The organism is Streptomyces mutabilis (assembly GCF_014649815.1).
Taxonomy (GTDB): Bacteria; Actinomycetota; Actinomycetes; order Streptomycetales; family Streptomycetaceae; genus Streptomyces; species Streptomyces mutabilis.
In genome coordinates, this window is sequence record NZ_BMTT01000007.1 from 116,104 (window position 1) to 141,425 (window position 25,322).

The 25,322-nt window shown below is 72.1% G+C and carries 22 protein-coding genes and 1 tRNA gene; 18 read left to right on the forward strand and 5 right to left on the reverse strand.

Features of this window, described 5'->3' with window-relative positions:
• Positions 1–210: 210 nt before the first annotated feature.
• Positions 211–3,036, forward strand: coding sequence for a penicillin acylase family protein (locus tag IE142_RS17055; protein WP_191886568.1), 2,826 nt, complete (start codon positions 211–213; stop codon positions 3,034–3,036).
• An 85-nt stretch (positions 3,037–3,121) separates the two neighbouring features.
• Here the strand turns inward: IE142_RS17055 and IE142_RS17060 are convergent, their stop codons facing one another.
• Positions 3,122–3,736 (reverse strand): 5-formyltetrahydrofolate cyclo-ligase, encoded by a 615-nt coding sequence (locus IE142_RS17060; RefSeq protein ID WP_191886569.1) that lies wholly within the window; start codon positions 3,734–3,736, stop codon positions 3,122–3,124.
• A 92-nt stretch (positions 3,737–3,828) separates the two neighbouring features.
• On the opposite strand from IE142_RS17060, the gene galU reads away from it, so the two are divergent.
• From galU to IE142_RS17095, 7 genes are all read left to right on the forward strand, one after another.
• Positions 3,829–4,731 carry a UTP--glucose-1-phosphate uridylyltransferase GalU gene (galU, locus tag IE142_RS17065; RefSeq protein WP_043376962.1) on the forward strand — a complete coding sequence of 301 codons (903 nt, stop codon included), beginning with the start codon at positions 3,829–3,831 and terminating at the stop codon, positions 4,729–4,731.
• Positions 4,732–4,736: 5 nt separating this feature from the next.
• Entirely contained in the window at positions 4,737–6,086 is a 1,350-nt protein-coding gene (gene glp / locus IE142_RS17070; RefSeq protein WP_370466364.1) for a molybdotransferase-like divisome protein Glp, read from the forward strand.
• A gap of 86 nt (positions 6,087–6,172) precedes the next feature.
• Positions 6,173–6,712 (forward strand): cyclic pyranopterin monophosphate synthase MoaC, encoded by a 540-nt coding sequence (gene moaC / locus IE142_RS17075; RefSeq protein WP_306432563.1) that lies wholly within the window; start codon positions 6,173–6,175, stop codon positions 6,710–6,712.
• Positions 6,709–7,248 carry a MogA/MoaB family molybdenum cofactor biosynthesis protein gene (locus IE142_RS17080; protein ID WP_191886570.1) on the forward strand — a complete coding sequence of 180 codons (540 nt, stop codon included), beginning with the start codon at positions 6,709–6,711 and terminating at the stop codon, positions 7,246–7,248. Before moaC ends, IE142_RS17080 begins: the two co-directional genes overlap by 4 nt.
• 26 nt (positions 7,249–7,274) lie before the next feature.
• A complete protein-coding gene (locus tag IE142_RS17085) occupies positions 7,275–7,877 on the forward strand; it encodes a GNAT family N-acetyltransferase (RefSeq protein ID WP_043376971.1) in 603 nt (200 codons plus the stop codon).
• Between the two features lie 177 nt (positions 7,878–8,054).
• Complete coding sequence (gene sepX, locus IE142_RS17090; protein ID WP_191886571.1) at positions 8,055–9,338, forward strand: divisome protein SepX/GlpR; 1,284 nt, start codon at positions 8,055–8,057, stop codon at positions 9,336–9,338.
• A gap of 85 nt (positions 9,339–9,423) precedes the next feature.
• A tRNA-Ala gene (locus IE142_RS17095) sits at positions 9,424–9,497 on the forward strand.
• A gap of 121 nt (positions 9,498–9,618) precedes the next feature.
• Here the strand turns inward: IE142_RS17095 and IE142_RS17100 are convergent.
• Entirely contained in the window at positions 9,619–10,104 is a 486-nt protein-coding gene (locus IE142_RS17100) for a GNAT family N-acetyltransferase (protein WP_191886572.1), read from the reverse strand.
• A gap of 69 nt (positions 10,105–10,173) precedes the next feature.
• Here IE142_RS17100 and IE142_RS17105 point away from each other — a divergent pair, with 69 nt between their 5' ends.
• Positions 10,174–10,977 carry an exodeoxyribonuclease III gene (locus IE142_RS17105; RefSeq protein ID WP_191886573.1) on the forward strand — a complete coding sequence of 268 codons (804 nt, stop codon included), beginning with the start codon at positions 10,174–10,176 and terminating at the stop codon, positions 10,975–10,977.
• Positions 10,978–11,062: 85 nt separating this feature from the next.
• Here IE142_RS17105 and IE142_RS17110 read toward each other — a convergent pair whose 3' ends face one another.
• Positions 11,063–11,719, reverse strand: a complete 657-nt coding sequence (locus IE142_RS17110) for a MerR family transcriptional regulator (RefSeq protein WP_191886574.1) — start codon at positions 11,717–11,719, stop codon at positions 11,063–11,065.
• Positions 11,720–11,851: 132 nt separating this feature from the next.
• Between IE142_RS17110 and IE142_RS17115 the strand changes: the two genes are divergently transcribed.
• The 4 genes from IE142_RS17115 (at position 11,852) to IE142_RS17130 (ending at position 15,510) form a co-directional block, all read left to right on the forward strand.
• Positions 11,852–13,390, forward strand: a complete 1,539-nt coding sequence (locus IE142_RS17115) for a flavin-containing monooxygenase (protein ID WP_191886575.1) — start codon at positions 11,852–11,854, stop codon at positions 13,388–13,390.
• The gene (locus IE142_RS17120) at positions 13,387–14,331 is read left to right on the forward strand and encodes an alpha/beta fold hydrolase (protein ID WP_191886576.1); all 945 of its coding nucleotides are present in this window, start codon (positions 13,387–13,389) and stop codon (positions 14,329–14,331) included. Before IE142_RS17115 ends, IE142_RS17120 begins: the two co-directional genes overlap by 4 nt.
• Positions 14,328–15,221: an SDR family oxidoreductase gene (locus tag IE142_RS17125; RefSeq protein ID WP_191886577.1), complete on the forward strand. Its 894-nt coding sequence runs from the start codon at positions 14,328–14,330 to the stop codon at positions 15,219–15,221. The genes IE142_RS17120 and IE142_RS17125 overlap by 4 nt, the downstream gene beginning before the upstream one ends.
• Before the next feature lie 88 nt (positions 15,222–15,309).
• Positions 15,310–15,510 (forward strand): hypothetical protein, encoded by a 201-nt coding sequence (locus IE142_RS17130; protein WP_100045047.1) that lies wholly within the window; start codon positions 15,310–15,312, stop codon positions 15,508–15,510.
• A gap of 70 nt (positions 15,511–15,580) precedes the next feature.
• Here the strand turns inward: IE142_RS17130 and IE142_RS17135 are convergent, their stop codons facing one another.
• Positions 15,581–18,943, reverse strand: coding sequence for a S41 family peptidase (locus tag IE142_RS17135; RefSeq protein WP_191886578.1), 3,363 nt, complete (start codon positions 18,941–18,943; stop codon positions 15,581–15,583).
• Between the two features lie 164 nt (positions 18,944–19,107).
• On the opposite strand from IE142_RS17135, the gene IE142_RS17140 reads away from it, so the two are divergent.
• From IE142_RS17140 to IE142_RS17160, 5 genes are all read left to right on the forward strand, one after another.
• Positions 19,108–19,710, forward strand: a complete 603-nt coding sequence (locus tag IE142_RS17140) for a TetR/AcrR family transcriptional regulator (RefSeq protein ID WP_191886700.1) — start codon at positions 19,108–19,110, stop codon at positions 19,708–19,710.
• 104 nt (positions 19,711–19,814) lie between these two features.
• Complete coding sequence (locus IE142_RS17145; protein WP_191886579.1) at positions 19,815–22,052, forward strand: MMPL family transporter; 2,238 nt, start codon at positions 19,815–19,817, stop codon at positions 22,050–22,052.
• 148 nt (positions 22,053–22,200) lie between these two features.
• A complete protein-coding gene (locus tag IE142_RS17150) occupies positions 22,201–22,713 on the forward strand; it encodes a YbaK/EbsC family protein (RefSeq protein WP_191886580.1) in 513 nt (170 codons plus the stop codon).
• Complete coding sequence (locus IE142_RS17155; RefSeq protein WP_191886581.1) at positions 22,710–23,555, forward strand: EamA family transporter; 846 nt, start codon at positions 22,710–22,712, stop codon at positions 23,553–23,555. Before IE142_RS17150 ends, IE142_RS17155 begins: the two co-directional genes overlap by 4 nt.
• A 74-nt stretch (positions 23,556–23,629) precedes the next feature.
• Positions 23,630–23,905: a DUF1876 domain-containing protein gene (locus tag IE142_RS17160; RefSeq protein ID WP_191886582.1), complete on the forward strand. Its 276-nt coding sequence runs from the start codon at positions 23,630–23,632 to the stop codon at positions 23,903–23,905.
• Between the two features lie 15 nt (positions 23,906–23,920).
• On the opposite strand, the gene IE142_RS17165 is transcribed toward IE142_RS17160, so the two are convergent.
• Positions 23,921–25,111 carry a serine hydrolase domain-containing protein gene (locus IE142_RS17165; protein WP_191886701.1) on the reverse strand — a complete coding sequence of 397 codons (1,191 nt, stop codon included), beginning with the start codon at positions 25,109–25,111 and terminating at the stop codon, positions 23,921–23,923.
• Positions 25,112–25,322: the final 211 nt, after the last annotated feature.

The window sequence follows — 25,322 nt, forward strand, 5'->3', positions numbered from 1 at the left end:
GTGCTCTGCGGGCAACTACTTCGTTACCTTACCTAACTCTTGACGATTTCTTGACCCTCGGCTTGGCAGGATCGAACGCCCGTGCGTGCCAGTACCCGACTCCGCGTCAAGGCGGAGCCGGGCCTGCGCCTACAGTTGCTCCAGCGCTCGGTCGCTCAGTACGAAGCACAGCCCGCCCCTGCCGCTCGTGTTAGGACAGCAAGGACAGCGATGCCCCCCACCACCACCGCCTCCACGGGTCAGCAGCCCGGCACGTCCGGCAGGAAGAAGGGGAAGAAGGGGCGCAAAGGCCGCCTGCTCGTCCTCGTGCTGGTCCTGGCCGTCATCGGCGGCCTCGTCTACGGCGGGTACTGGTCCGTCAGCACGGTCCGCGCGTCCTTCCCGCAGACCGCCGGCTCGCTCACGCTGAAGGGCCTGTCCGGCCCGGTCGACGTCAAGCGCGACGGCTACGGCATCCCGCAGATCTACGCGTCCTCCGAGGAGGACCTGTTCATGGCGCAGGGCTACGTCCAGGCGCAGGACCGGTTCTACGAGATGGACGTGCGCCGTCACATGACCGCAGGGCGCCTGTCGGAGATGTTCGGCAAGAGCCAGGTGGACAACGACGAGTTCCTGCGCACCCTGGGCTGGCACCGGGTGGCGAAGAAGGAGTACGACGAGAAGCTGTCGGACTCCACCAAGAAGTACCTCCAGGCGTACGCGAAGGGCGTCAACGCCTACCTGGAGGGCAAGGACGGCGCGGACATCTCCCTGGAGTACGCCGCCCTCGGCTTCACCAACGACTACAAGCCCCAGGAGTGGACCCCGGTCGACTCGGTGGCCTGGCTGAAGGCGATGGCCTGGGACCTGCGCGGGAACATGCAGGACGAGGTCGACCGCGCCCTGATGACCAGCCGCCTCGGTCCGAAGCAGATCGCCGACCTGTACCCGGCCTACCCCTACGACCGGAACAAGGCGATCGTTCAGGAGGGCCAGTACGACGAGCTCACCGAGACGTTCGAGGGGGGCGGCACGTCCGGCGGCGACGAGGGCACCGGAACCGGCACGGGCACCGGAACCGGTACAGGCGTCGGGGCCGGTACCGGTACCGGAACCGGTACAGGCGTCGGGACCGGGACCGGCACGGGCACCGGCAACGCCTTGCAGAGCCAGCTCTCGGGCCTCCAGAACGTCCTGGACGACCTGCCCACCGCCGTCGGCGTGAACGGCAACGGCATCGGCTCCAACTCCTGGGTCGTCTCCGGCGAGCACACCATCACCGGCAAGCCGCTGCTGGCCAACGACCCGCACCTGTCTCCGTCGCTGCCGTCCGTCTGGTACCAGATGGGCCTGCACTGCCGCACCGTCTCCGACAAGTGCCGCTACGACGTCGCCGGTTACACCTTCGCGGGCATGCCCGGCGTGGTCATCGGCCACAACCAGGAGATCGCCTGGGGCCTGACCAACTCCGGCGTCGACGTCACCGACCTCTACCTGGAGAAGATCACCGCCGACGGCTACCAGTACGACGGCAAGGTGGTCCCCTTCGAGACCCGCGAGGAGACCATCAAGGTCGCCGGCGGCGAGTCCAAGAAGATCGTGGTCCGTGAGACCAACAACGGCCCCCTGCTCTCCGACCGCGACGACGAGCTGGTGAAGGTCGGCAAGAAGGCCACCGTCGAGACCGCCGCCCCCGACCGCGGCGACGGCTACGGCGTCGCACTGCGCTGGACGGCGCTGGAGGCGGGCACCACCATGGACGCCGTCTTCGCTATGGACCGGGCGCAGAACTGGAGCGACTTCAGGGAGGCAGCCGCCCTGTTCGACGTCCCCTCGCAGAACCTGGTCTACGCCGACAGCGAGCACATCGGCTACACGCTGCCCGGCAGGATCCCGGTGCGCGCCAAGGGCCACGACGGCTCGGTCCCGGCGCCGGGCTGGGACCCCGACTACCACTGGACCGGCGAGTACATCGACGACGACGAGCTGCCGTACGAGTACGACCCGGAGCGCGGCTACATCGTGACCGCCAACCAGGCGGTCGTCGACGAGGACTACCCCTACACGCTCACCACGGACTGGGGTTACGGCACCCGCAGCCAGCGCATCACCTCCCTGATCGAGCAGAAGATCAAGGACGGCGGCAAGATCTCCACCGACGACATGCGCCAGATGCAGCTGGACAACAGCAGCGAGATCGCCAAGCTGCTCGTGCCCCAACTGCTGAAGATCGACGTCGAGGACAAGGACGTCCGCGAGGCGCAGAAGCTTCTTGAAGGCTGGGACTACACCCAGGACGCCGACTCGGCGGCCGCCGCCTACTTCAACGCCGTGTGGCGCAACATCCTCAAGCTCGCCTTCGGCAACAAGCTGCCCAAGGAACTGCGCGTCAAGGGCCAGTGCCTGTGGGTCGACCCGGTCAACACCACCGGCCCGGCGGACGAGACGAACAAGGTCCGCGAGTGCGGTCAGCGTGACACCGACCAGGCGCAGCCGGACGGCGGCGACCGCTGGTTCGAGGTCGTGCGGCAGCTGATGGACAAGCCGAAGAGCGACTGGTGGACGACGCCGGCCAACGGCACCCGCAAGGGCGCCGACCACAACCGCGACGACCTGTTCAAGCGCGCCATGGTCGACGCCCGCTGGGAGCTGACCGCCAAGCTCGGCAAGGACATCGACACCTGGAACTGGGGTCGGCTGCACCGCCTGTTCCTGAAGAACCAGACCCTGGGCACCGAGGGCCCCGGCTTCCTGAAGTACGCCCTCAACCGCGGCCCGTGGAAGCTCAGCGGCGGCGAGGCGGCGGTCAACGCCTCCGGCTGGAACGCGGCCGGCGGTTACGGGGTGGTGTGGGTGCCGTCCATGCGGATGGTGGTCAACCTCGGTGACCTCGACAAGTCGCGCTGGATCAACCTCACCGGCGCCTCCGGCCACGCCTACAGCGCCCACTACACCGACCAGACCGACAAGTGGGCCGACGGTGAACTGCTGCCGTGGGCCTTCACGAAGAAGGCGGTCGACGAGAGCACGAGCGACACGCTGGTGCTCAAGCCGTAGCCGGGCCGTACCGGCAGTCGAGAACGGCCTCCACGCGCGCGTGGAGGCCGTTCTCGCGCAGTCGGCACTCGCGTCCCCCGCGCGGTCAGCGGAACCGGCGTACCCCCGACGGCGTCACCACCGCGTCCACCGGCCGGTCGTGCGGCTCCTCGGGGACGTGCGCGACGACCTCCGCGTCGTAGAGCAGCACCAGCAGGGCGGGACGCGCGCCCGCCCGCTCCAGACGCGCCAGGACCCGGTCGTACGATCCGCCGCCGCGTCCCAGCCGCATGCCGCGCCCGTCGACCGCCAGCCCCGGCAGCAGCACCACGTCCGCCTCCGTGACCGCGTCCGGCCCCAGGCGCTCGCCGGCGGGCTCGGACAGGGTCATCCGCCCGTCGTGCCGCACGTGCGTGAGGGATCCCTCACCGGTGTACTCGCCCCAGTCCAGGTCGTTGTCGGGCAGCAGGGCGGGCAGCAGGACGCGCACGCCTCGCGCGCGCAGCGCGTCCAGTAGCGCGCGGGTCCCGGGCTCGGCGCCCACCGAGACGTACGCCGCCACGGCGTGCGCCCCCGCGACCTCCGGCATACCGAGCGCCCGCCCGGCCAGCGCGTGCGCCGCTTTCCGCACGGCATCCGTGGTCAGCGCGTTCCGCGCCGCGAGGAACCCCCGCCGCAGCCTTCGCTTGTCGGGCTCCGCCGCGGGTGCGTTGTGACTCATGGACCGCTCCTGTAACGTCTAGCATGCTCATATGAGCATCCGGGATCCGGAGTCACAGATTCTCCCTATAGGTACCGGATATGGTGGCGCGCATGACTCAGTCCCACCCCAGGATCAGCAAGGCTGTCATCCCAGCAGCCGGACTCGGCACCCGGTTCCTGCCGGCCACCAAAGCCACTCCCAAGGAGATGCTGCCGGTCGTCGACAAGCCGGCGATCCAGTACGTGGTCGAAGAGGCCGTGTCCGCCGGCCTCGGTGACGTCCTCATGGTCACGGGCCGCAACAAGCGCCCCCTGGAGGACCACTTCGACCGCAACTACGAGCTCGAGTCGGCCCTCCAGAAGAAGGGCGACGCGAGCCGGCTGGCCAAGGTCCAGGAATCCAGCGACCTCGCCATGATCCACTACGTCCGCCAGGGCGACCCCAGGGGCCTCGGCCACGCCGTGCTGTGCGCCGCGCCGCACGTCGGCGACGAGCCCTTCGCGGTCCTGCTCGGCGACGACCTGATCGACCCGCGCGACCCCCTGCTCCAGCGGATGATCGACGTCCAGGAGCAGCACGGCGGCAGCGTCATCGCCCTCATGGAGGTCGCCCCCGAGCAGATCCACCTCTACGGCTGCGCGGCCGTGGAGGCCACCGGGGACGACGACGTCGTCAAGGTGAGCGGACTGGTCGAGAAGCCGGACCCGGCCGACGCCCCCTCCAACTACGCCATCATCGGCCGCTACGTCCTCGACCCGCACGTCTTCGACATACTCCGCAAGACCGAGCCCGGCCGCGGCGGCGAGATCCAGCTCACCGACGCCCTCCAGCAGCTCGCCGAGGACGAGAAGGTCGGCGGCCCGGTGCACGGCGTCGTCTTCAAGGGCCGCCGCTATGACACCGGCGACCGCGGCGACTACCTGCGTGCCATTGTCCGACTCGCGTGCGAACGTGAGGACCTGGGCCCGGACTTCCGGACCTGGCTTCGCAGTTACGTAGCCGAGGAGATGTAACGACGTTGAGCAGCGCCGCGCACCGTGACACCGGCCACGAGCACGCCACCGCGGACTTCGGTCCGGACCGGCTGTGGTCGGTGCAGGACCACCTGGACGACATCCTCGCGACCGTCCGCCCCCTGGAACCCATCGAGCTGAACCTGCTCGACGCCCAGGGCTGTGTCCTGGTCGACGACATCACGGTGCCGCTCTCCCTGCCGCCGTTCGACAACAGCTCCATGGACGGGTACGCGGTGCGCGTCGCCGACGTCGCGGGCGCGAGCGAGGAGTTCCCCGCCGTCCTGGAGGTCGTAGGGGACGTCGCCGCAGGCCAGGCCGACCCGCTGTCGGTGGGACCGGGTCAGGCCGCCCGCATCATGACCGGCGCCCCGCTCCCGCCCGGCGCCGAGACGGTCGTCCCCGTCGAGTGGACCGACGGAGGGCTCGGCGCGGGCCCGGTGGCCGGCATGTCCGCCCGCAGCCTGGCCCCCGAGGGCGCCGAGGGGCAGGTGCACGTGTACCGCCCCGCCGAGGCCCGCGCCCACGTCCGCGCGAAGGGCAGCGACGTCGCCGCCGGCGACCGCGCCCTACAGGCCGGTACGGTCCTCGGCCCGCCGCAGATCGCCCTGCTCGCCGCGATCGGCCGCGGCAGGGTCCGGGTGCGCCCGCGCCCGCGCGTGGTGGTGCTCTCCACCGGCAGCGAACTCGTCCAGCCCGACGAGGAACTGGCCGCCGGTCAGATCTACGACTCCAACAGCTTCGCCCTCACCGCCGCCGCCCGCGACGCGGGCGCCATCGCCTACCGCGTGGGCGCCGTCGCCGACGACGCCGAGACCCTGCGGTCCACCATCGAGGACCAGTTGGTGCGCGCCGACCTCATGGTCACCACCGGCGGCGTGAGCGTCGGGGCGTACGACGTGGTCAAGGAGGCGCTGGCGCACGTCGCCGACGAGGACGAGCCGGGCAGCGGCGTCGACTTCCGCAAGCTCGCCATGCAGCCGGGCAAGCCCCAGGGCTTCGGCTCCATCGGCCCCGACCACACCCCGCTCCTCGCCCTGCCGGGCAACCCGGTGTCGTCGTACGTCTCCTTCGAGCTGTTCGTCCGCCCCGCGATCCGCACCCTCATGGGGCTCGCCGACCTCCACCGCCCGACGACCACCGCGTCCCTGACCGCGGACAAGGCGCTGACCTCGCCCAAGGGCCGCCGCCAGTTCCTGCGCGGCACCTACGCCGACGGCACGGTCACCCCGGTCGGCGGCGCGGGCTCCCACCTCGTGGCCGCCCTCGCACACGCCGACGCGCTGATCGTCGTCCCCGAGGACGCCGAGTCCGTGGAGCCCGGCGCCGAGGTCGAGGTGGTCCTGCTCGGCTGACCCCGGCCTGTTGGCGGTACCGTGTCGCGCACAGCAGGCCCGCGCGCCGCACCGCGCCGGGCCCGGACCGGGAGCGCCACACGAGCATGAGTACGCAGGACCGACCCCCGCACGACGGCCAGCCCCCGCACGACGACCCGAGCGCGCAGGGCCCGCAGGACCGGCTGACGCACATCGACGAGGCGGGCGCCGCCCGCATGGTCGACGTCTCCGCCAAGGACGTGACCGCGCGCACCGCCCGCGCCAGCGGACGCGTCCTCGTCGCGCCCCGCGTGATCGAGCTGCTGCGCGGCGAGGGGGTCCCCAAGGGCGACGCCCTGGCCACCGCGCGGATCGCGGGCATCATGGGCGCCAAACGCACCCCCGACCTGATCCCGCTGTGCCACCCGTTGTCGGTCTCCGGTGTGAAACTGGACCTGTCGGTCGCGGACGACGCCGTGGAGATCACCGCCACGGTGAGGACGACGGATCGCACGGGCGTCGAGATGGAGGCGCTCACCGCGGTCTCCGTCGCCGCGCTCACCGTGATCGACATGGTGAAGGCGGTCGACAAGGGAGCGGTCATCACGGACGTGCGGGTGGAGGAGAAGACGGGCGGCAAGTCGGGCGACTGGAGCCGGGCATGACGCTGGACGGGCCGACCGGGAGCACGTTCCCCGCGCCGTACAGCGCCCTGGTGGTCACGGCCTCCAACCGGGCCGCCGCCGGGGTCTACGAGGACAAGGGCGGCCCGCTGATCGCCGAGGGCCTGCGCCGCTTCGGCTTCGCGGTGGACGGCCCGCGGGTCGTGCCCGACGGGGATCCCGTCGAGGCGGCCCTGCGCGCCGGCGCCGAGGCGGGCTACGACGTGATCGTGACCACCGGCGGCACCGGCATCTCGCCCACCGACCGCACCCCCGAGGCGACCCGGGCGGTGATCGACCACGAGGTCCCCGGCATCGCGGAGGCGATCCGGGCGTACGGCCGGGACAAGGTGCCGACCGCGGCGCTCTCCCGGGGCCTGGCCGGAGTGGCGGGCGGCACGCTGATCGTCAACCTGCCGGGCTCCTCCGGTGGGGTGAAGGACGGCCTCGCCGTACTGGAGCCGCTGCTGACCCACGCCGTGGACCAGCTTCGCGGCGGCGACCACCCCAGACCCGCCAGTGGTGGGGGTGCGAGCTGAACAGCCCATCCTGGCCCGTGGAACTGGTGGACGGCGACATCGTCCTCAGGCCGATAAGACTGCGCGACCAGCGGGCCTGGCGCGAGGTCAACCGGCGCAACCGCGACTGGCTGCGGCCCTGGGAGGCGACCATCCCGCCGCCCACGCCCGCCGGCCCGCTCGCGCACCGGCCGACCTACCGCCAGATGGTGCGGCACCTGCGCTCCGAGGCCAACGCGGGCCGGATGATGCCGTTCGTCATCGAGTACCAGGGACGGCTGGCCGGGCAGTTGACGGTGGCCGGCATCACTTGGGGCTCGATGTGCTCCGGGCACGTCGGCTACTGGGTGGACGAGGCGGTGGCGGGCCGGGGGGTGATGCCGACGGCCGTGGCGATGGCGGTGGACCACAGTTTCCGCACCGTCGGACTGCACCGCGTCGAGGTCTGCATTCGCCCCGAGAACGCGCCCAGTCGCCGGGTCGTGGAGAAACTCGGATTCCGCGAGGAGGGTCTCAGGCCGCGTTATCTCCACATCGACGGAGCATGGCGCGACCACCTCGTCTTCGCTCTCACCGCGGAAGAGGTACCCGAGGGCCTGCTGCGACGCTGGCACCGGTCACGGGACCGGAGCCCGCGAAACAACCGGTAATTGAATAAATGTTCGAAATTGGGCGGGCTGCGACCGTGCCGGAACGGTCAAATGCGCAACTCTGGCAGTCAGTTGATCGCATCGATCACAAGAAAAGTTCGAAATATCCGCCAGATCGTGCGACACACCGGCCCAATTGGCGGATGGCCCCACGCAAACCCCTCTACCGTGTGAGGCGTGAGCAGCAGCGGCCTCATCTACGCAGTCATTGTCGGGGCCTGGGCCGCCTACTTGGTGCCGATGTGGCTCCGTAGGCAGGACGAGCTGAACGAGGCCCGTCCGACGGAACGCTTCAGCACCGCCATCCGGCTCCTGTCCGGACGGGCGGGCATGGAGCGCCGGTACGCCAAGGACCTGCGGTCGCGCTCCGCCGACGAGGCGGGGCCCGACACCGACGACCCGGACGCCGTCACCGATTCGGTGGACGTCCGGGCCTTCGCCGTGTCCAGAACCCGCCGGCACACCCGCCCGGCGGCCGACGGGCACGCACCCGGCACCAGACGCGGACAGGCCGCGGAACCCGGACAGTACCCCGAACCCGCGCAGGCCCAGCAAGCGGAGCGGTCCTCGGAACCGGGGCGGAACCCGGATGCCGGGCGGCCCGGCGGGGCCGGCGCGGCAGCCGCGCGCGCGCGAGTTCCGCAGGCTCGGCGCGCCCCCGCCTCGGCCAGCGCAGCGGCTCGCGCCCGGCGCAGCAAGGTACTCGCGCGCCGCCGGCGTACGACCGTGCTCCTCTTCCTGGCCTTCACGCTCGGTTCGGTCGTCGCCGCCGTCGGCGGACTCGCGTTCCTGTGGGCGCCCGGGGTTCCCGCGGTGCTGCTCAGCGCCTACATCGCCTACCTGCGCGCGCAGGAGCGCCGCCGGTTCGCCTTCCAGATGGACCGCCGCCAGGCCGAGGCCGCCGCGCAGCGGCTGCGAAACCGCGACCGCCGCCCGCGCCGGCGCACCCCCGCCGACCCCGCCGACACCGTCGGCGACCCCGACGCGGAGGAGCCGGACGAGGGGCCCGAGTCGGAGCCGGACTCCGGCCTGTCGGCCCTCGCCGCGGACCGGCGAGCCCTGGTCGAGCAGACCGACCACGCCGAGTGGGTCGACCAGCAGCGCGAACGCCGGCGCCGGCCGCAGGGCGACAGCTGGGACCCGGTGCCGGTCCCGCTGCCGACCTACGTCACCGCACCCGTCGCCCCCCGCGCCACCCCCGACGTGGACCTCGGGTCGCCGGACGCGTGGAGCTCGGCACGATCCAGCGCCGTCGACCCCCACCGGGAGGAAGCGGCGGCCGACCCGGCCCCGGACCGCTCCGCCGACCGCGCGGAGGGCCGCGCCGAGGACCGCCCGGAGACCCCCGGCCGTAGTGACGCCCGCCGTGCCGCCTCCGCCCGACGCGCCCGCGAGCGCGGCCGGACACCGCTCTTCGACCAGTACGAGGACGGCGACCGCCCCCGAGCGGCCAACGAGTAGTCCTCGTCGCGGCCGGCCTGCCCGGGTGCCTCGGAAGCGATTTTTGAGCAGGCCGGTCGGGGTGCTAAAGTTTCACTCGTTGCAAGGGCCTGTGGCGCAGTCCGGTAGCGCACCTCGTTCGCATCGAGGGGGCCAGGGGTTCAAATCCCCTCAGGTCCACGCACATTGGCGAAGGTTCCGTTCGATCATCACGATCGAACGGGACCTTCGTCGTTCTCGGAGGCAAGTCCACCCGGCCGCCGCTGTGCCATCGCCGCGGCGGCGGCCGGGTGGCCCGTGTCTACGGCACCCGGAGCGCCTTGGCATAGCAGAGGCTTTCCTCGTGGAACCGGTAGTAGCCGAACTTCTCGCACGGCTCGTAGCCGCTGGACGTGTACAGGGCCACGGCCTCGGGCTGCTTGGTGCCGGTCTCCAGCACCATGCGCGTCCGGCCGGCCGCACGGGCGTCCTCCTCCAGGGCCGCCAGGATGCGGCGGGCCAGCCCCCGGCCACGCATCTGCTCGATGACGAACATCCGCTTGAGCTCGGCGTCCCCGTCGAGGTTGCCCTCGTCGTTGGCGTCCTGGCTGCGCCAGCCGCCGGAGGCGACCGGGACGTCGTTCTCGTCGTACGCGATCAGGTACAGGCCGCTCGGCGGCGCGAAGTCCGACGCGGCCAGCTCCGTGGCGTCACCGCCGTCGCCGTAGCGGACGTCGTACTCCGCCTGGACCTCGTCGTTGAGCTTCACGGCGTCGGGGTGGTCGAAGGGGACCCGGCGAATGTTCATGCTACCTACCGTAATGTGATGCGAGATCCGGGATCGGGGCACCGTCCAGTGTGCCGGTATCGTGCCCTGGTGCTCACCGTGACCTCCGTGAATGTGAACGGTCTGCGCGCCGCCGCGAAGAAGGGCTTCGTGGAATGGCTCGCGGACACCTCCGCCGACGTGCTCTGCCTCCAGGAGGTGCGGGCCGAGCCCCAGCAACTGCCCGAACACGTCCGCACCCCCGACGGCTGGCACGTCACGCACGCCCCCGCCGCCGCCAAGGGCCGCGCCGGCGTCTCCCTCTACACCCGCCGCGAGCCCGACCGCGTCCGGGTCGGCTTCGGTTCGACGGAGTTCGACACCAGCGGCCGCTACGTCGAGGCCGACCTGCCCGGTGTGACGATCGCCTCCCTCTACCTCCCCTCCGGCGAGGTCGGCACCGAGCGCCAGGACGAGAAGGTCCGCTTCATGGGCGAGTTCCTCGCCTACCTCAAGGAACTGCGCGAGCGGGCCGCCGCCTACGGCCGCGAGGTCGTCGTCTGCGGCGACTGGAACATCGCCCACCGCGAGGCCGACCTCAAGAACTGGCGTGCCAACAAGAAGAACTCCGGGTTCCTGCCGGAGGAGCGGGAGTGGCTGAGCAGGGTCCTCGACCCGGCCGAGGGCGGCTACGTCGATGTCGTGCGCGCCCTGCATCCCGACTCGGAGGGGCCGTACTCGTGGTGGTCCTACCGGGGGCGGGCTTTCGACAACGACAGCGGATGGAGGATCGACTACCACCTGTCGACCCCGGGGCTGGCGGCCAAGGCGGTCAAGGGGTACGTCGAGCGGGCCGCCACGCACGCCGAGCGGTGGTCGGACCACGCGCCGGTGACGGTCGTCTACGACCGTTAGCCGGGCCGGCGTCCTTCGCCCGCCGGCCCGGAGCCGGCGTTCTCCGTCCGCTCGTCCTCAGCCGGCGTCCTCCGTCCGCTCGTCCTCAGCCGGCGTTCTCCGTCCGCTTCCGTATCCGCCGGTCCATCGCCAGCGACAGTTCCGCCTCCACCACGCTGCGGGCCAGCGGGCGCAGGCGGTGGAGGTCCCCTTCGGGGGCGTGGCGGAGGATCAGGTCGGCGAAGAGGTCGGCGAGGGCGTCGGCGTGTTCGCGGACGCGGGCGCCGGCCTGGAGGACCTCGCCGAGGGGAATGCCCTCGCGGACCAGGGCGGAGGAGACCTCCAGCAGGCGGTGGCTGATGTGGACGATCTGGTCGCCGTCGGTGCCGACGTATCCGAGGTCCATGGCGGCGGCCAGGTTCTCGGGGGTGACCTGGCCCTCGAAGCGGGCGGCGAGTTCCTCGGGGGTGAGGCGGACCGGGGTCTCCTCGGTGGGTTCGCCGTAGCCGAGCAGGTCGCCGACGTCGCGGCCGTGGTCGAAGGCGTCGGCGAGTTCCGCGATGCCGCTGAGGGTGTGCCCGCGCTCCAGGAGGGCGGCGATGGTGCGCAGGCGGGCCAGGTGGTGGTCGTCGTACCAGGCGATGCGGCCCTCGCGGCGGGGCGGTGGGATCAGTTTGCGTTCGCGGTAGAAGCGCAGGGTGCGCACCGTGATGCCGGCCAGCCGGGCCAGTTCCTCCATGCGGTATTCGCGCTTCTCGGTCACGTCGTCGACCCTACGGCGTACCGTCGGTAACTTTCCTCGCCCGACCCCTACCCATGAGTACGGTGCTGCTCTACTCTCCCATTGCGCCAGTGTTCACTGGCAGAGTTCTAGGCGATGCGTGGAGGCTTCGGGATGGCCGAGCACGAGCAGGTTCAAGAACACGTGCGGGTGGCGGTGATCGGGTCCGGCTTCGGCGGGCTGGGGGCCGCCGTGCGGCTGCGGCGCGAGGGGATCACCGACTTCGTGGTCCTGGAGCGGGCGGGGAGCGTCGGAGGGACCTGGCGTGACAACAGTTACCCAGGGTGCGCCTGTGACGTGCCGTCCCACCTCTACTCGTTCTCCTTCGCACCCAATCCCGACTGGCCCCGCACCTTCTCGGGCCAGGAGCACATCCGCGCCTACCTGGAGCACGTGACCGACACCTTCGGGCTGCGCCCCCACATCCGCTTCGACTCGGAGGTGAAGCGGATGGCGTGGGACACCGAGCGACTGCTGTGGGAGATCGAGACGGTGAGCGGGAACCTCACCGCCGACGTCGTCGTGTCCGCGAGCGGGCCGCTGTCCGACCCGAAGGTGCCGGACATCCCGGGGCTGGATTCCTTCCCCGGCAAGGTCTTCCACTCCGCCCGCTGGGACCACGAGTACGACCTCACCGGCAAGCGCGTCGCCATGATCGGCACCGGCGCCTCCGCGATCCAGATCGTGCCGTCCATCCAGCCGAAGGCCGGGCATCTGACCCTGTTCCAGCGCACCCCGGCCTGGGTGATGCCCCGCATGGACCGGGCGATCAGCGGCGCCGAGCGCGCCCTGCACCGGGCGTTGCCCGTCACCACCAAGCTGCGGCGCGGGCTGCTGTGGGGCATCCGCGAGCTCCAGGTGCAGGCCTTCACCAAGCACCCGAACGAGCTGGGCTTCGTCGAGCAGATCGCCAAGCGCAACATGGCCTCCGCCGTCAAGGACCCGGCCCTGCGCGCCAAGCTGACCCCGGACTACCGCATCGGCTGCAAGCGCATCCTGCTGTCGAGCTCGTACTATCCGGCGCTCGCCCAGCCGAACGTCGACGTGGTCGCCAGCGGGTTGAGCGAGGTGCGCGGCTCGACCCTCGTCGCCGCAGACGGCACCGAGACCGAGGCCGACGTGATCATCTTCGGCACCGGTTTCCACGTCACCGACATGCCCATCGCGGAGCGGGTCGTGGGCGTGGACGGGCGGACCCTCGCCGAGACCTGGAAGGGCGGCATGGAGGCCCTGCGCGGTGCCTCGGCGACCGGCTTCCCCAACTGGATGACGATCATCGGCCCCAACACCGGCCTCGGGAACTCCTCGATGATCCTGATGATCGAGTCGCAGCTGAACTACATGGCGGACTACCTGCGCCAGCTGAAGGTGCTCGGCGGCCGGGTCGCTCTCGACGCCCGCCCCGCAGCCGTCCGCAACTGGAACCACCGGGTGCAGGAGCGCATGAAGCGCACGGTGTGGAACACCGGCGGCTGCACCAGCTGGTACCTGGACGCGAGCGGCCGCAACACCACGGTGTGGCCCGGCACGACCGCCGAGTTCCGGCGGGTGACCCGGCGCGTGGACCTGGCGGAGTACGAGGTGCTGCGCACGGCCGTCGCCGGGGCGGCCCCCGTCGCGGACGCGGACGCGAACGTCGAGGTGAGCGCGTGAGCCGCCTGATGCACGTCGCCGCCGGGCCGTACGCCCCGCCCGTCCCCGCCCGTGAGCTGACCGTCGTCTCCGCGGACGGCGCCCGCATCCACGTCGAGGTGCACGGTCCCGAGGACGCGCCCGCGGTGGTCCTCGCCCACGGCTGGTGCTGCTCGACCGCCTTCTGGGCGGCGCAGGTCCGCGCGCTGGCCGCCGATCACCGGGTCATCGCCTACGACCAGCGCGGCCACGGCCGCAGCCCGGCCAACCCGGTCTGCGGTACCGAGCCCCTCGCCGACGACCTCGAAGCCGTCCTCGCGGCCACGCTCGCGCCGGGCGAACGGGCCGTGATCGCCGGGCACTCCATGGGCGGCATGACGGTGATGGCCGCCGCGTCCCGGCCCGGCGTGCGCGAACACGCCGCGGCGGTCCTGCTGTGCAGCACGGGCAGTTCGCGGCTGGTGGAATCCGCGACGGTGCTGCCGTTCGGCCAGGGCCGGCTGCGGACCTGGCTGACCCGGCGCGTCCTCGGCTCCCGGGCACCGCTCGGGCCGGTCACGCCGCTCGCGCGCAGGATCCTCAAGTACGGGACGATGGGCCCGGGTTCGGCGCCGGACATGGTCGAGGCGTGCGCCCGTATCGTGCACGCCTGCCCGAGCCGGGTGCGGCACGCCTGGTCCGGGGTGCTGGACGCGCTCGACCTCGACCACGGGGTGCGGGAGTTGAGGATGCCGGTCGAGATAGTGGTCGGCACCGCCGACCGGCTGACCCCGCCCGTGCACGCCCGCTCGCTGGCCGCCGCGCTGCCGAACTGCGTGGGCGTGACGGAACTTCCGGGCCTCGGCCACATGACGCCGGTCGAGGCGCCCGATCTGGTCACCGGCAGGATACGCGCCCTGGTCGCCGCCCACGTGTCCACCGACCGCACCGAACCCGCCGTACCCGCCGAGGAGATCGCATGAGCAGGGTGAGCCTGGAAGGGCGCGTCGCCGTCGTCACCGGGGCCGCGCGGGGCGTCGGGGAGCTGCTGGCCCGCAAGCTGTCCGCCCGCGGGGTCAAGGTCGCCCTGGTCGGCCTGGAGCCGGACGCGCTCAAGCAGGTCTCCGCCCGGCTGCACAGCGAGAGCGACCACTGGCACGCCGACGTCACCGACCACGAGGCGATGGCGGAGGTGGCGGCACAGGTCAAGGAGCGGTTCGGCCGGATCGACATCGTGGTCGCCAACGCCGGTGTCGCCACCGGCGGTCCCTTCGTCGAGTCCGACCCGGAGTCCTGGCGCCGGGTGATCGAGGTCAACCTGGTCGGGTCGGCGGTGACGGCCCGCGCCTTCCTGCCCGCCCTGCTGGAGAGCCGCGGCTACCTGCTCCAGATCGCGTCCCTCGCGGCCATCACGCCCGCGCCGATGATGTCGGCCTACTGTGCCTCCAAGTCCGGTGTGGAGGCGTACGCGCACAGTCTGCGCGGCGAGGTCGGCCACCGGGGTGTGAAGGTCGGCGTCGGCTACCTGTCGTGGACCGACACGGACATGGTGCGCGGCGCGGACCAGGAGGACGTGATGCGCGAGCTGCGGCAGCGGCTGCCCTGGCCGGCGAACAAGACCTACCCGCTGGGCCCGGCGGTCGACCGGCTCGTGGAGGGCATCGAGCGTCGCTCGGCCCACGTCTACGGGCAGTGGTGGCTGCGCGGCATGCAGGGCGTGCGCGGATACCTGCCGGCCCTCATCGGCACCGTCGGGCAGCGCGAGATGCGGCGCTTCGGGGACCGGCTGGACGGGGTGCGCGTCGGCCTGGTCGGCGCGGGCGGAGCCGCCGACGAACAGCGGCGATCCAACTCGGCTACGGTCCGTGATTGATCGACATGCGCAGGGTCACCGCCCGTGTGAATCTGATCGAGCGCCCGGCTGATCCGGTCGGGCCCGATCACCACAGGAGTGAACCCACATGGGTATCAAGGACCAGTTCCAGGACAAGGCCGAGCGCATGCAGCAGCAGGGCAAGCAGCGTGCCGACCAGGCCAGGGAGCAGATGCCGAACCGCGACGACCGCGACCGCGACCGCCGCCGCGACGAGGACGAGATGGACCCCTCCTCGCGCCGCCGCCGCGACGAGGACGAGCGCTTCGAGAGCAGCTACGACGCCTGACGCGCTGCCGCTGAGCTGAAGGGGCGCCCCCCTGCCGGGAGGGCGCCCCTTTCGCGTGGCTGGCGGGGCCTCAGGTCCTGGGCGGCAGCGGTGGACGGGACCGGTCGGGTACGGCGTCGTAACCGGGCGGCGTGGCGGGCGGGTTGGTCTCCAGCAGCTCCACTGCCAGCCGGACCGCCTCGTCCAGCACCGGGTACCGGCCCTCGGCCCAGTCCAGCGGGGTGCGCAGCGCCTCGACGTCGGGGGTGACGCCGTAGTTCTCCACGGACCAGCCGTAGGCGTCGAACCAGGCCGCGTTCATCGGCACGGTGATCACCGTGCCGTCGCCGAGGCGGTGCCGGCCGGTCATGCCGACCACGCCGCCCCAGGTGCGCTGCCCGACGACCGGACCGAGCCGCAGCAGTCTGAACGCGGCCGTGATCATGTCGCCGTCGGAGGACGTCGCCTCGTCCGCGACCGCCACCACCGGCCCGCGCGGGGCGTTGGAGGTGTACGACACCGGCTGGGCGTCGCGCGTCAGGTCCCAGCCCAGGATGGTGCGGGTCAGCTTCTCGATGACCAGCTCGCTGATGTGACCGCCCGCGTTGCCGCGCACGTCCACGATCAGCGCGGGCCGGGACACCTCCATGCGCAGGTCCCGGTTGAACTGCGCCCAGCCGGAACCGCCCATGTCGGGGATGTGCAGGTAGCCGCAGCGCCCGCCGCTCAACTCCCGCACCACCTCGCGCCGTTTGGCCACCCAGTCCTGGTAGCGCAGGGGGCGCTCGTCGATCAGCGGCACGACGGCGACCCGGCGGGACGGTCCCGGGCCGCCCACGGCCGGCGTGAAGGTCAGCTCCACCGTCGTACCGCCCGCGCCCGCCAGCAGCGGGTACGGTCCCGTCACCGGGTCCACCGGCCGGCCGTCCACGTGGGTCAGCACCGCCCCCTCGCGGATTCCGGTGCCGGCCAGCGGGGAACGGGCCTTGGAGTCGGAGGAGTCGCCGGGCAGGATGCGCTTGACCACCCAGTGGCCGTCCCGGCACACGAAGTTGGCGCCGAGCAGGCCCTGCCAGCGCTGGTAGTGCGCCGGGCCCTCGTTGCGGCGGGCGGCGGCGACGTAGGCGTGAGAGGTGCCCAGTTCGCCGAGCACCTCGCGCAGCAGGTCGGCGAACTCGTCGGGCGAGGCGACCCGTTCGACCAGCGGGCGGTACTGGTCCAGCACCGCGTCCCAGTCGATGCCGCACATGCCGGGGTCCCAGAAGTAGGCGCGGATCAGCCTGCCCGCCTCGTCGTACGCCTGGCGCCACTCGGCGGCCGGGTCGACCTCGTGCAGGATGCGGCGCAGGTCGATCCAGGTGGTCGAGTCGCTGTCGCCCGCCTCGGTGGCGGGTACGGCGCGCAGGTCGCCCTCGTCGAGCACGACCAGGCGGCTGCCGTCGCCGCTGACCCGGAACCAGTCCAGGTGGTCGACGAGTTCGGACTTCCTCGCCTTGGCGAGGTTGAAGTGCTCCAGGGTGGGCCGCTCGCTCGGGTCGGCCGGGTTCGCGAAGGTCTCGCCGAGTGCGCCCGAGATGGGCCAGCGCAGCCAGACCAGCCCGCCGCCCGCGACCGGGCACAGCGCCGAGTACTTGGAGGCGGTGACCGGGAACGGGGTCACCCGGGACTCCAGCCCCTCGATCTCGACGGTCACCGCGCCGCCCTCACCGGATTCGTCGTCCAGCGGGTCCAGGCCGCCGGCGGCGGGACGGCCTTCCGGGTTCAGCGCGAAGGGGGAGGGGGTCGCGGAGGACAGCGGTGCGAGGTAGGGGCGGCAGCCCAGCGGGAAGGACAGGTCGCCGGTGTGCACGTCGTAGACCGGGTCGAAGCCGCGCCAGGACAGGAAGGCGAGGTAGCGGCCGTCCCGGGTGAAGACCGGGTTCTCGTCCTCGAAGCGTCCGTCGGTGACGTCGACGACGAGCGGACCCTCCTGGCCGTTCTTCCCGTCGATGCGGGCCATCTTGATCTGCCGCAGGGAACGTCCGATGCCCGGGTGGGACCAGGTGAGCCAGCTGCCGTCCGGGGAGAAGGCGAGGTCGCGGACGGGGCCGTTGACGGAGCGGATCAGCTCGGTCGCCTCACCTGCCCGGCCGACGGGCGCCTCGGCCTCCCTCCCCCTCGTCCTTTCCGTCTGCTCCGTCTCTTCCGCGCCCGAGAGCGCCTCGGCGACCTCCGCGTCCTCGTCCGGCACGTCGAGGAGCAGCAGCCGGCCGTCGTGCGAGGCGATGGCCAGCCGCTCGCCCGCCGGGTCGGAGACCAGCTCCAGCACCCGGCCCAGGTTCCCGGAGGCCAGCCGCCGAAGGGCACGGGCGCCGGTCGCCCGGGGCAGGTGGCCGATCTCGACGGCGTCCTCGCCCTCCGCGTCCGTCACGTAGGCGATCCGCCCGCTCGCCCCGAGCATCTCCGGCAGCCGGACCCGTACTCCGGGAGTGTCGGCGAGGGTGCGGGCGGGGCCGTCGCGGTGGGTGAGCCAGTACAGGCTGCCGCGTACGACGACGGCGCTCGCCCGGCCCGTCTCGTCGACGGAGATGCCGCCGACGTGCTGGGCGGCGGGCACCTGGTACGCACGCCGTCCCGCGCGCGGGCCGCTCAGCCTGACGTCGAGCCGGCGCGGCCCGGCGCCCGGCGACAGGTTTTCGACGATCCACAGGTCGCCCGCGCACTGGTACACCACACGGGTGCCGTCGCTCGCCGCGTGCCGGGCGTAGCAGGCGTCGTGGTCGGTGTGGCGGCGCAGGTCGGAGCCGTCGTGGGCGCAGGAGTAGAGGTTGCCGACGCCCTCGTGGTCGGAGAGGAAGGCGATCCGGCCGCCGACGAACATGGGGGAGTGCAGGTGGCCGTGGAGGTCGGGCAGCAGCCGCTCGCCGTGCAGCCAGAGCCGGCCCGTGGCGCCGCCCCGGTAGCGTTTCCAGGAGGCGGGTTCGTGGGGCGGGGTGCCGGTGAGCAGGAGGGTCTTGCGCTCGCCGTCGAGGTCGGCGGCCTGGATGTCGGTGACCGGTCCCCAGGGGAGCTTGCGGCCGGGGTCGCCGTCGGGGGTGATCTTGTAGGCCCAGGTGAGGTGGGAGAAGGGCTCGCCGTGCGAGGCGACGGCGAGGACGGCGGTGGTGCCGTCGGGGTCGGGGGGCGACCAGCCGCAGACCCGGGTGTCGAGCCCGCCCCAGTGGGTGAGCCGCCGCCCCGGACCGCCGTCCACCGACACGAGGTGGACCTCCGGCACCAGGCTCCGCCAGCTGGTGTACGCGATGTGGCGGCCGTCGGGGGAGAAGCGTGGGTGGCCGGTCTTGGCGCGGTCGACGGTGAGCCGCCAGGCGCGGCCGGGGCCGTCGAGGGACGCGAGCCAGAGGTCGTCCTCGGCCACGAAGCACAGCTGGTCGCCGCTGAGGTGCGGAAGGCGCAGATAACTCACCCACCCCATGCTTTGCCGGTGACCGTGGCCCGGCAACTTATGGGTAACCGACGACCGTGACCCACACCACGAACGAAACCGTTTCGTTTCGCTAGGGGTGGGGGTATCCTGGCCGTGTACGAAACGGTGTCGTTCCTGAGTGGAGCGACCGGAGAAGGAGAGGAGTGAGCGAGATGACCGAGGTCACCAGCGCACGTCGCAGCCGGATCACTCCCGAGCGCGAGGCCGAGCTGTACGAGGCCGTGCTCGACCTGCTCCGGGAAGTCGGCTACGACGCCCTCACCATGGACGCCGTGGCCGCCCGCACCCGGTCCAGCAAGGCGACGCTCTACCGCCAGTGGGGCGGCAAGCCCGAGCTGGTCGTCAAGGCCATCCGGCACAACAAGCCCGGCGAGATCAGCGACGTGGACACCGGGTCGCTCCGCGGCGACCTGCACGCCCTGATGGCCCGCGAGGACGACTGCACCATGGAGCAGAACTCCGCGCTGATGCGGGGTGTGGCCATGGCCCTCCACCAGAACCCGGACCTCCGCCAGGCGTTCCGGGACCAGCTCATCGAACCGGAGATGGCGGAGTTCCGGCGCCTGCTGCAACGCGCCGTCGACCGGGGCGAAATCAGACCGGACTGTCCGGCGCTGGACTTCCTCTTGCACATGATGGTCGGCGGGTTCGCCACCCGCACGCTGCTCGACGACCAGCCGCCGACCCGGGCGTTCCTCGTCTCCTACATCGACGCCGTGATCCTCCCCGCCCTCGGCGTCGACACCACCCCCTGACACGTCCCTGTAGCTGAGCCCCACCTGACGTCACCGCTCACGTCGTCGTCGGGCTGATCACCCCTGCCCTGAAGACCCCACGACCTGACCGGGAGTACGCCCCCGTGGCCACGTTCCTCTACAGACTCGGCCGGCTCGCCTTCCGACGGCGGCACTTCGTCGCCCTGATATGGGTGGCCCTGCTGACGCTCGCCGGCGTCGGCGCCGCCAGTGCCCCGCCAGCCGGCACCACCTCCTTCTCCGTCCCCGGCACCGAGGCCCAGAAGGCCTTCGACCTGCTGGAGGAACGCTTCCCCGGCACCAGCGCCGACGGGGCGACCGCACGCGTCGTCTTCAAGGCACCGGCCGGTGAGAAGATGACCGACGCCGGCAACAAGGCGGCCGTCGAGGCGGCCGTCTTCGACCTGGCCGACGGTTCCGAGGTCGCCTCGGTAGCCGACCCGTACGCGGGCAACGCGGTCAGCAAGGACGGCACGATCGCCTACGCCTCGGTGAAGTACGACGTCTCCGGCATGGAGCTGAAGGACTCCACCAAGGACGCCCTGGAGGACGCCGCCCAGCAGGCGCGCGACGCCGGGCTGACCGTGGAGATCGGTGGTGACGCGCTCCAGGCCGTTCCGCACACCGGCGCCACGGAGATCATCGGCATCGCGGTCGCCGCCGTCGTCCTCGTCATCACCTTCGGCTCACTGGTCGCGGCCGGACTGCCGCTCCTGACCGCCCTCATCGGCGTCGGCATCGGTGTCTCCTCGATCACGGCACTGGCCGGCGCGCTGGAACTCGGCTCCACCACCTCCATCCTGGCGATGATGATCGGCCTCGCGGTCGGCATCGACTACGCCCTGTTCATCGTCTCCCGCTACCGCGCGGAACTCGCCGAGGGCCGGGAGCGCGAGGAGGCTGCCGGACGGGCGGTCGGCACCGCGGGCTCGGCGGTCGTCTTCGCCGGCCTCACGGTCGTCATCGCCCTGGTCGGTCTCGCGGTCGTCAACATCCCGATGCTCACCAAGATGGGCATCGCGGCCGCCGGCACCGTCGCCATCGCGGTCGTGATCGCCCTGACGATGGTCCCCGCGCTGCTCGGCTACGCCGGCCGCCGGGTCAAGCCGGCCGGCGCGAAGAGCAAGCTGCTGGGCCGCACTCGCAAGGGCGCGGACGAGGGGGCGGAGCAGCCCGAGGGCGGGCAGCCCAAGGCCAACCTCGGCACCCGCTGGGCGCGCTTCGTCGTCCGCCGCCCGCTCGCTGTGCTCCTGCTGGGCGTCGTCGGCCTCGGCGCGGCGGCCGTCCCCGCGGCCTCCCTCGAACTGGGCCTGCCCGACGACGGCTCCCAGCCGACGTCCACCACCCAGCGCCGGGCCTACGACCTGCTTTCGGAGGGCTTCGGCCCCGGCTTCAACGGCCCGCTGATGGTCGTCGTGGACGCCAAGGGCAGCGACGCGCCGCAGCAGGTGTTCACCGACGTCTCCGACGAGATCGAGGGCCTCGACGACGTCATGGCGGTCACCCCGCCCCAGCCCAACAAGGGCGGCGACACCGCGACGATCACCGTCGTCCCGGACTCCAAGCCGTCCTCCGTGCGGACCGAGGACCTGGTGCACGCCATCCGCGACGCGGGCGGCGACATCGAGGCGGACACCGGCGCGGAGACCCTGGTCACCGGCTCGACGGCGATGAACATCGACGTCAGCCAGAAGCTCAACGACGCGCTGCTGCCCTACCTGGTCCTGGTCGTCGGCCTGGCCTTCCTCCTCCTGATCGTGGTCTTCCGCTCGATCCTGGTCCCGCTGAAGGCGGCCCTCGGCTTCCTGCTCTCCGTCATGGCGGCGCTCGGCGCGGTCGTCGCGGTCTTCCAGTGGGGCTGGCTGTCCGGCCTGATGGGCGTCGAGGAGACCGGCCCGGTCATGTCGATGATGCCGATCTTCATGGTCGGCGTGGTCTTCGGCCTGGCGATGGACTACGAGGTCTTCCTGGTCACCCGCATGAGGGAGGCGTACGTCCACGGCGAGCAGCCCGGTCAGGCCGTCGTCACCGGCTTCAAGCACGGCGCCCGGGTCGTCACGGCCGCGGCGGTCATCATGATGGCGGTCTTCGCCGGCTTCATCGGCTCCAGCGAATCGATGGTCAAGATGATCGGCTTCGGCCTCGCGATCGCCGTCTTCTTCGACGCGTTCGTGGTCCGCATGGCCATCGTCCCGGCGGTCCTCGCCCTGCTCGGCAAGAAGGCCTGGTGGCTGCCGAAGTGGCTGGACCGCGCGCTGCCCGACGTGGACGTCGAGGGCGAGGGCCTGCGCGGCCTCGGCGACGACGACAAGGACGAGGGCCGGGCGCTGGTACGCACCTGACCCGCCACCTCTGACAGGAGGACACAGACCAGCCGGTGAGGGCTCCGTGGGGACGGGGCTGCCCTCACCGGCTTCCTGTCGTGCGGACGTCGCGCGCGGCCCGCAACCCGGTCGCCCGCGGGCCGCACGTACCGCTACGGTGCCGACCATGACGACCAACGACGACACCTCCGGAGCCTTCGTCGCCCACCCCCGTTTCGCCGCGGCCCTGCGCGCACTCGGCCTCGGGGACCTCATCGCCGAGGTGCGGCGCTTCCCGGAGGCCACCCGTACCGCAGCCGAGGCCGCCGCCGCGATCGGCTGCGAGCTGAGCCAGATCTGCAAGTCGCTGATCTTCGCCGCCGACGGCGTGCCCGTGCTGGTCCTCATGGACGGCGCCTCCCGCGTCGACGTCGAGCGGGTCCGCGAGGAGCTGGGCGCGCAGAAGGTGACACGGGCCAAGGCCGACGTCGTACGGGAGACGACCGGATACGCCATCGGGGGCGTGCCGCCCTTCGGGCACCGGGAACGGACCCGGGTACTCGCCGATCGCTCCCTGCTCGCCCACGAGGTCGTCTGGGCCGCCGCGGGCACCCCGAACGCCGTCTTCCCGATGGAGCCCAAGGACCTCGTCGCCACCGCCGGCGCCACCCTCGTGGACGTGCGCGAGCGCTCCGCGTGACCCCGCTGGTAACCGGCGCCGTCCTGCTCGCCGCCGTGACGCACGCCGCCTGGAACGCCATCGCCCACCGGATCACCGACAAGCTGACCGGCTTCGCGCTGATCTCGGGCGGCGGCATGCTCATCGGGCTCGTCCTGCTGCCGTTCACGGCGTTCCCCGCGGCCGGCGCGTGGCCGTACCTCCTCGTCTCCGCCGCGATCCACATCGCGTACTACGCGCTGCTGATGCGGTCCTTCCGGCTGGGCGACTTCGGACAGGCGTATCCCATCGCGCGCGGCAGCGCACCGCTGCTGGTGACCGTCCTCGCCGCCGTCTTCGCCCATGAGGTGCCCGACGGCTGGGCCGCGACCGGCGTCCTGCTGTCCTGCGCGGGCCTGACCGGTGTCGCCCTGTGGGGACTGCGCGGGCGCCGGCCCGACTGGGCGGCGATCGGCGCGGCCCTGGCCACCGGCGTGACCATCGCCGCGTACACGGTCGTCGACGGGCTCGGCGTACGCGCCTCGGGATCCTCCCTCGGGTACATCGCCTGGCTGATGGCCGTGCAGGGGACGGTCCTGCCTGCGTACTTCCTGTACCGCCACCGCGCCGGGGCGTGGACGCTGCTGCGCCCGCACGCCCGGCTCGGACTGCTCGGCGCGGTGCTGTCCGTCGCCGCGTACGCGCTGGTCCTGTGGGCGCAGACCCGCGCCGAACTCGCCCCGATCGCCGCGCTGCGCGAGTCCTCGATCCTGGTCGGCGCGGCGATCGGCGCCCTCTTCTTCAAGGAACGGTTCGGCGCGCCCCGGCTCGCGGCGGCGGGCCTCCTCGTCGTCGGCATCGGGCTGATGCTGCACACGGGATGAACCGGACCGGCGGGATGATGCGTACGGCGCCCGCGAGGAGCACCCTGGAAGGAAGTGTTCCGGAGGTGATCGTCATGATGCACACCGCAGTGGGATGGCATGTCGAGCTGGAGTTCATGGAGGACGACCAGCACACGCGGGCGGTCGCGATGGTGCGGCTCCCCGACGGCACCGAGGTCCGCGCGCAAGGCCACGCCAGCCGCCACCGCGTGGACCCCCAGCAGCCGAGGGTCGGCGAAGAGGTCGCCGGCGCACGCGCGTTGAACGAGCTGGCGATGCAACTGCTCACCAAAGCGCACGACGAGATCGACGCGGCGTCCGGGAGGACGTCCCACCCGATCCACGTGTGAACCGGGGCGGGCTCCTCAGCCGTCCGTGCCGAGCGACGTCCGCACCGCCCGCACCAGTGCCTGCGCCCGCGGGTCCGCGGTCACGGTCTTGCGGAAACCGTTGGTGACGTAGCCGAGGGCGACACCGGCCTCCGGATCGGCGAATCCGAGCGCGCCGCCGCGGCCCGGGTGGCCGAAGGAGCCCGGCGACAGGAACGGCGACGCGCTGCCGTGCAGCATGTAGCCGAGGCCGAAGCGGGTGCCGACGGCCAGGACGCGGTCGGGACCGGACGACTCCTCGGCGCGGGCCCGTGCCGTCGTCGCCGGGTCGAAGAGCCGCGGGTGCCGGGTCACGCCGTCGACCCCGCCGATCAGCGACGCGTAGAAGCGGGCCAGCCCGTCCGCCGTCGCGATGCCGTTGGTCGCCGGGAGGGCCGCCGCTCGGTACGCGGGGTCGTTCTGGTCGGGGAACGGCGTGATCGCGGCGAAGGCGCGGCGGGTGAGGGAATCCGGGTCCGCGTAGGCCTCGGTGACGGCGCGCTTGGGACGCAGGCGCGGGCCGGTGCCCGACGGCTCGGGGTCCTCGACGCGCCCGACCCGTCCGGTCCGGCCCGCCGCCTCCTCCGCGGCCGGCAGACCGAGCCAGAGGTCCAGGCCGAGCGGGCGTGCGATCTCGTCCGCGATCCACTCACCGGTGCTCCGGCCGCCCGTCACCCTGCGCACCAGCTCGTCCAGGAGCCAGCCGTAGGTGAGCGCGTGGTAGCCGTGGTCGGTGCCCGGCTCCCAGACGGGCGCCTGCGCGGCGACCGCCTCGGGGCCCCGCAGCGGGTCCAGCGCCTCCTGGGGTGTGAGCGGGCGATCGAGGACCGGCAGGCCGGCCCGGTGGTTCAGCACGTGCCGGACCAGCACGCGCTCCTTGCCGTGCGCCTTGAACTCGGGCCAGTACTCGGCCACCGGCGCGGCCAGGTCCAGCTCCCCGCGCTGGTGCAGCAGCAGCGGTACGGCGGCGGCGACGCCCTTCGTGGCCGAGCGCACCACCTGCGCGGTGCCCCGGCGCCACGGTTCGGTGCCGTCGACGTCCCTCGTGCCGCCCCACAGGTCGACGACCTTGCGCCCGTCCCGGTAGACGGCGACCGCCGCGCCCCTGTCCCCGAGCGCGGTGAAGTTCCGTGCGAACGCGTCCCTGACCGGCTCGAACCCCTCGGCCACCGTTCCGTGCACGTCCACGTCCGCGCTCACTTCCCCACCCGTCCCTTCGGATCGCCTGCGACAGTGGATGCAACCGTCGCCGGGCACCTGCGATTCCTCACGGCTCGCACGGGCGCCGCCACCAACGGCCAGAAGTGATCTTCGCCCCCAAAAGGCATGAACGGGAAAATATGGGACATTTGAGGAGGGTGGAACGCACGGCTTTCGCATAGGTCACAGAGCGCTAGGG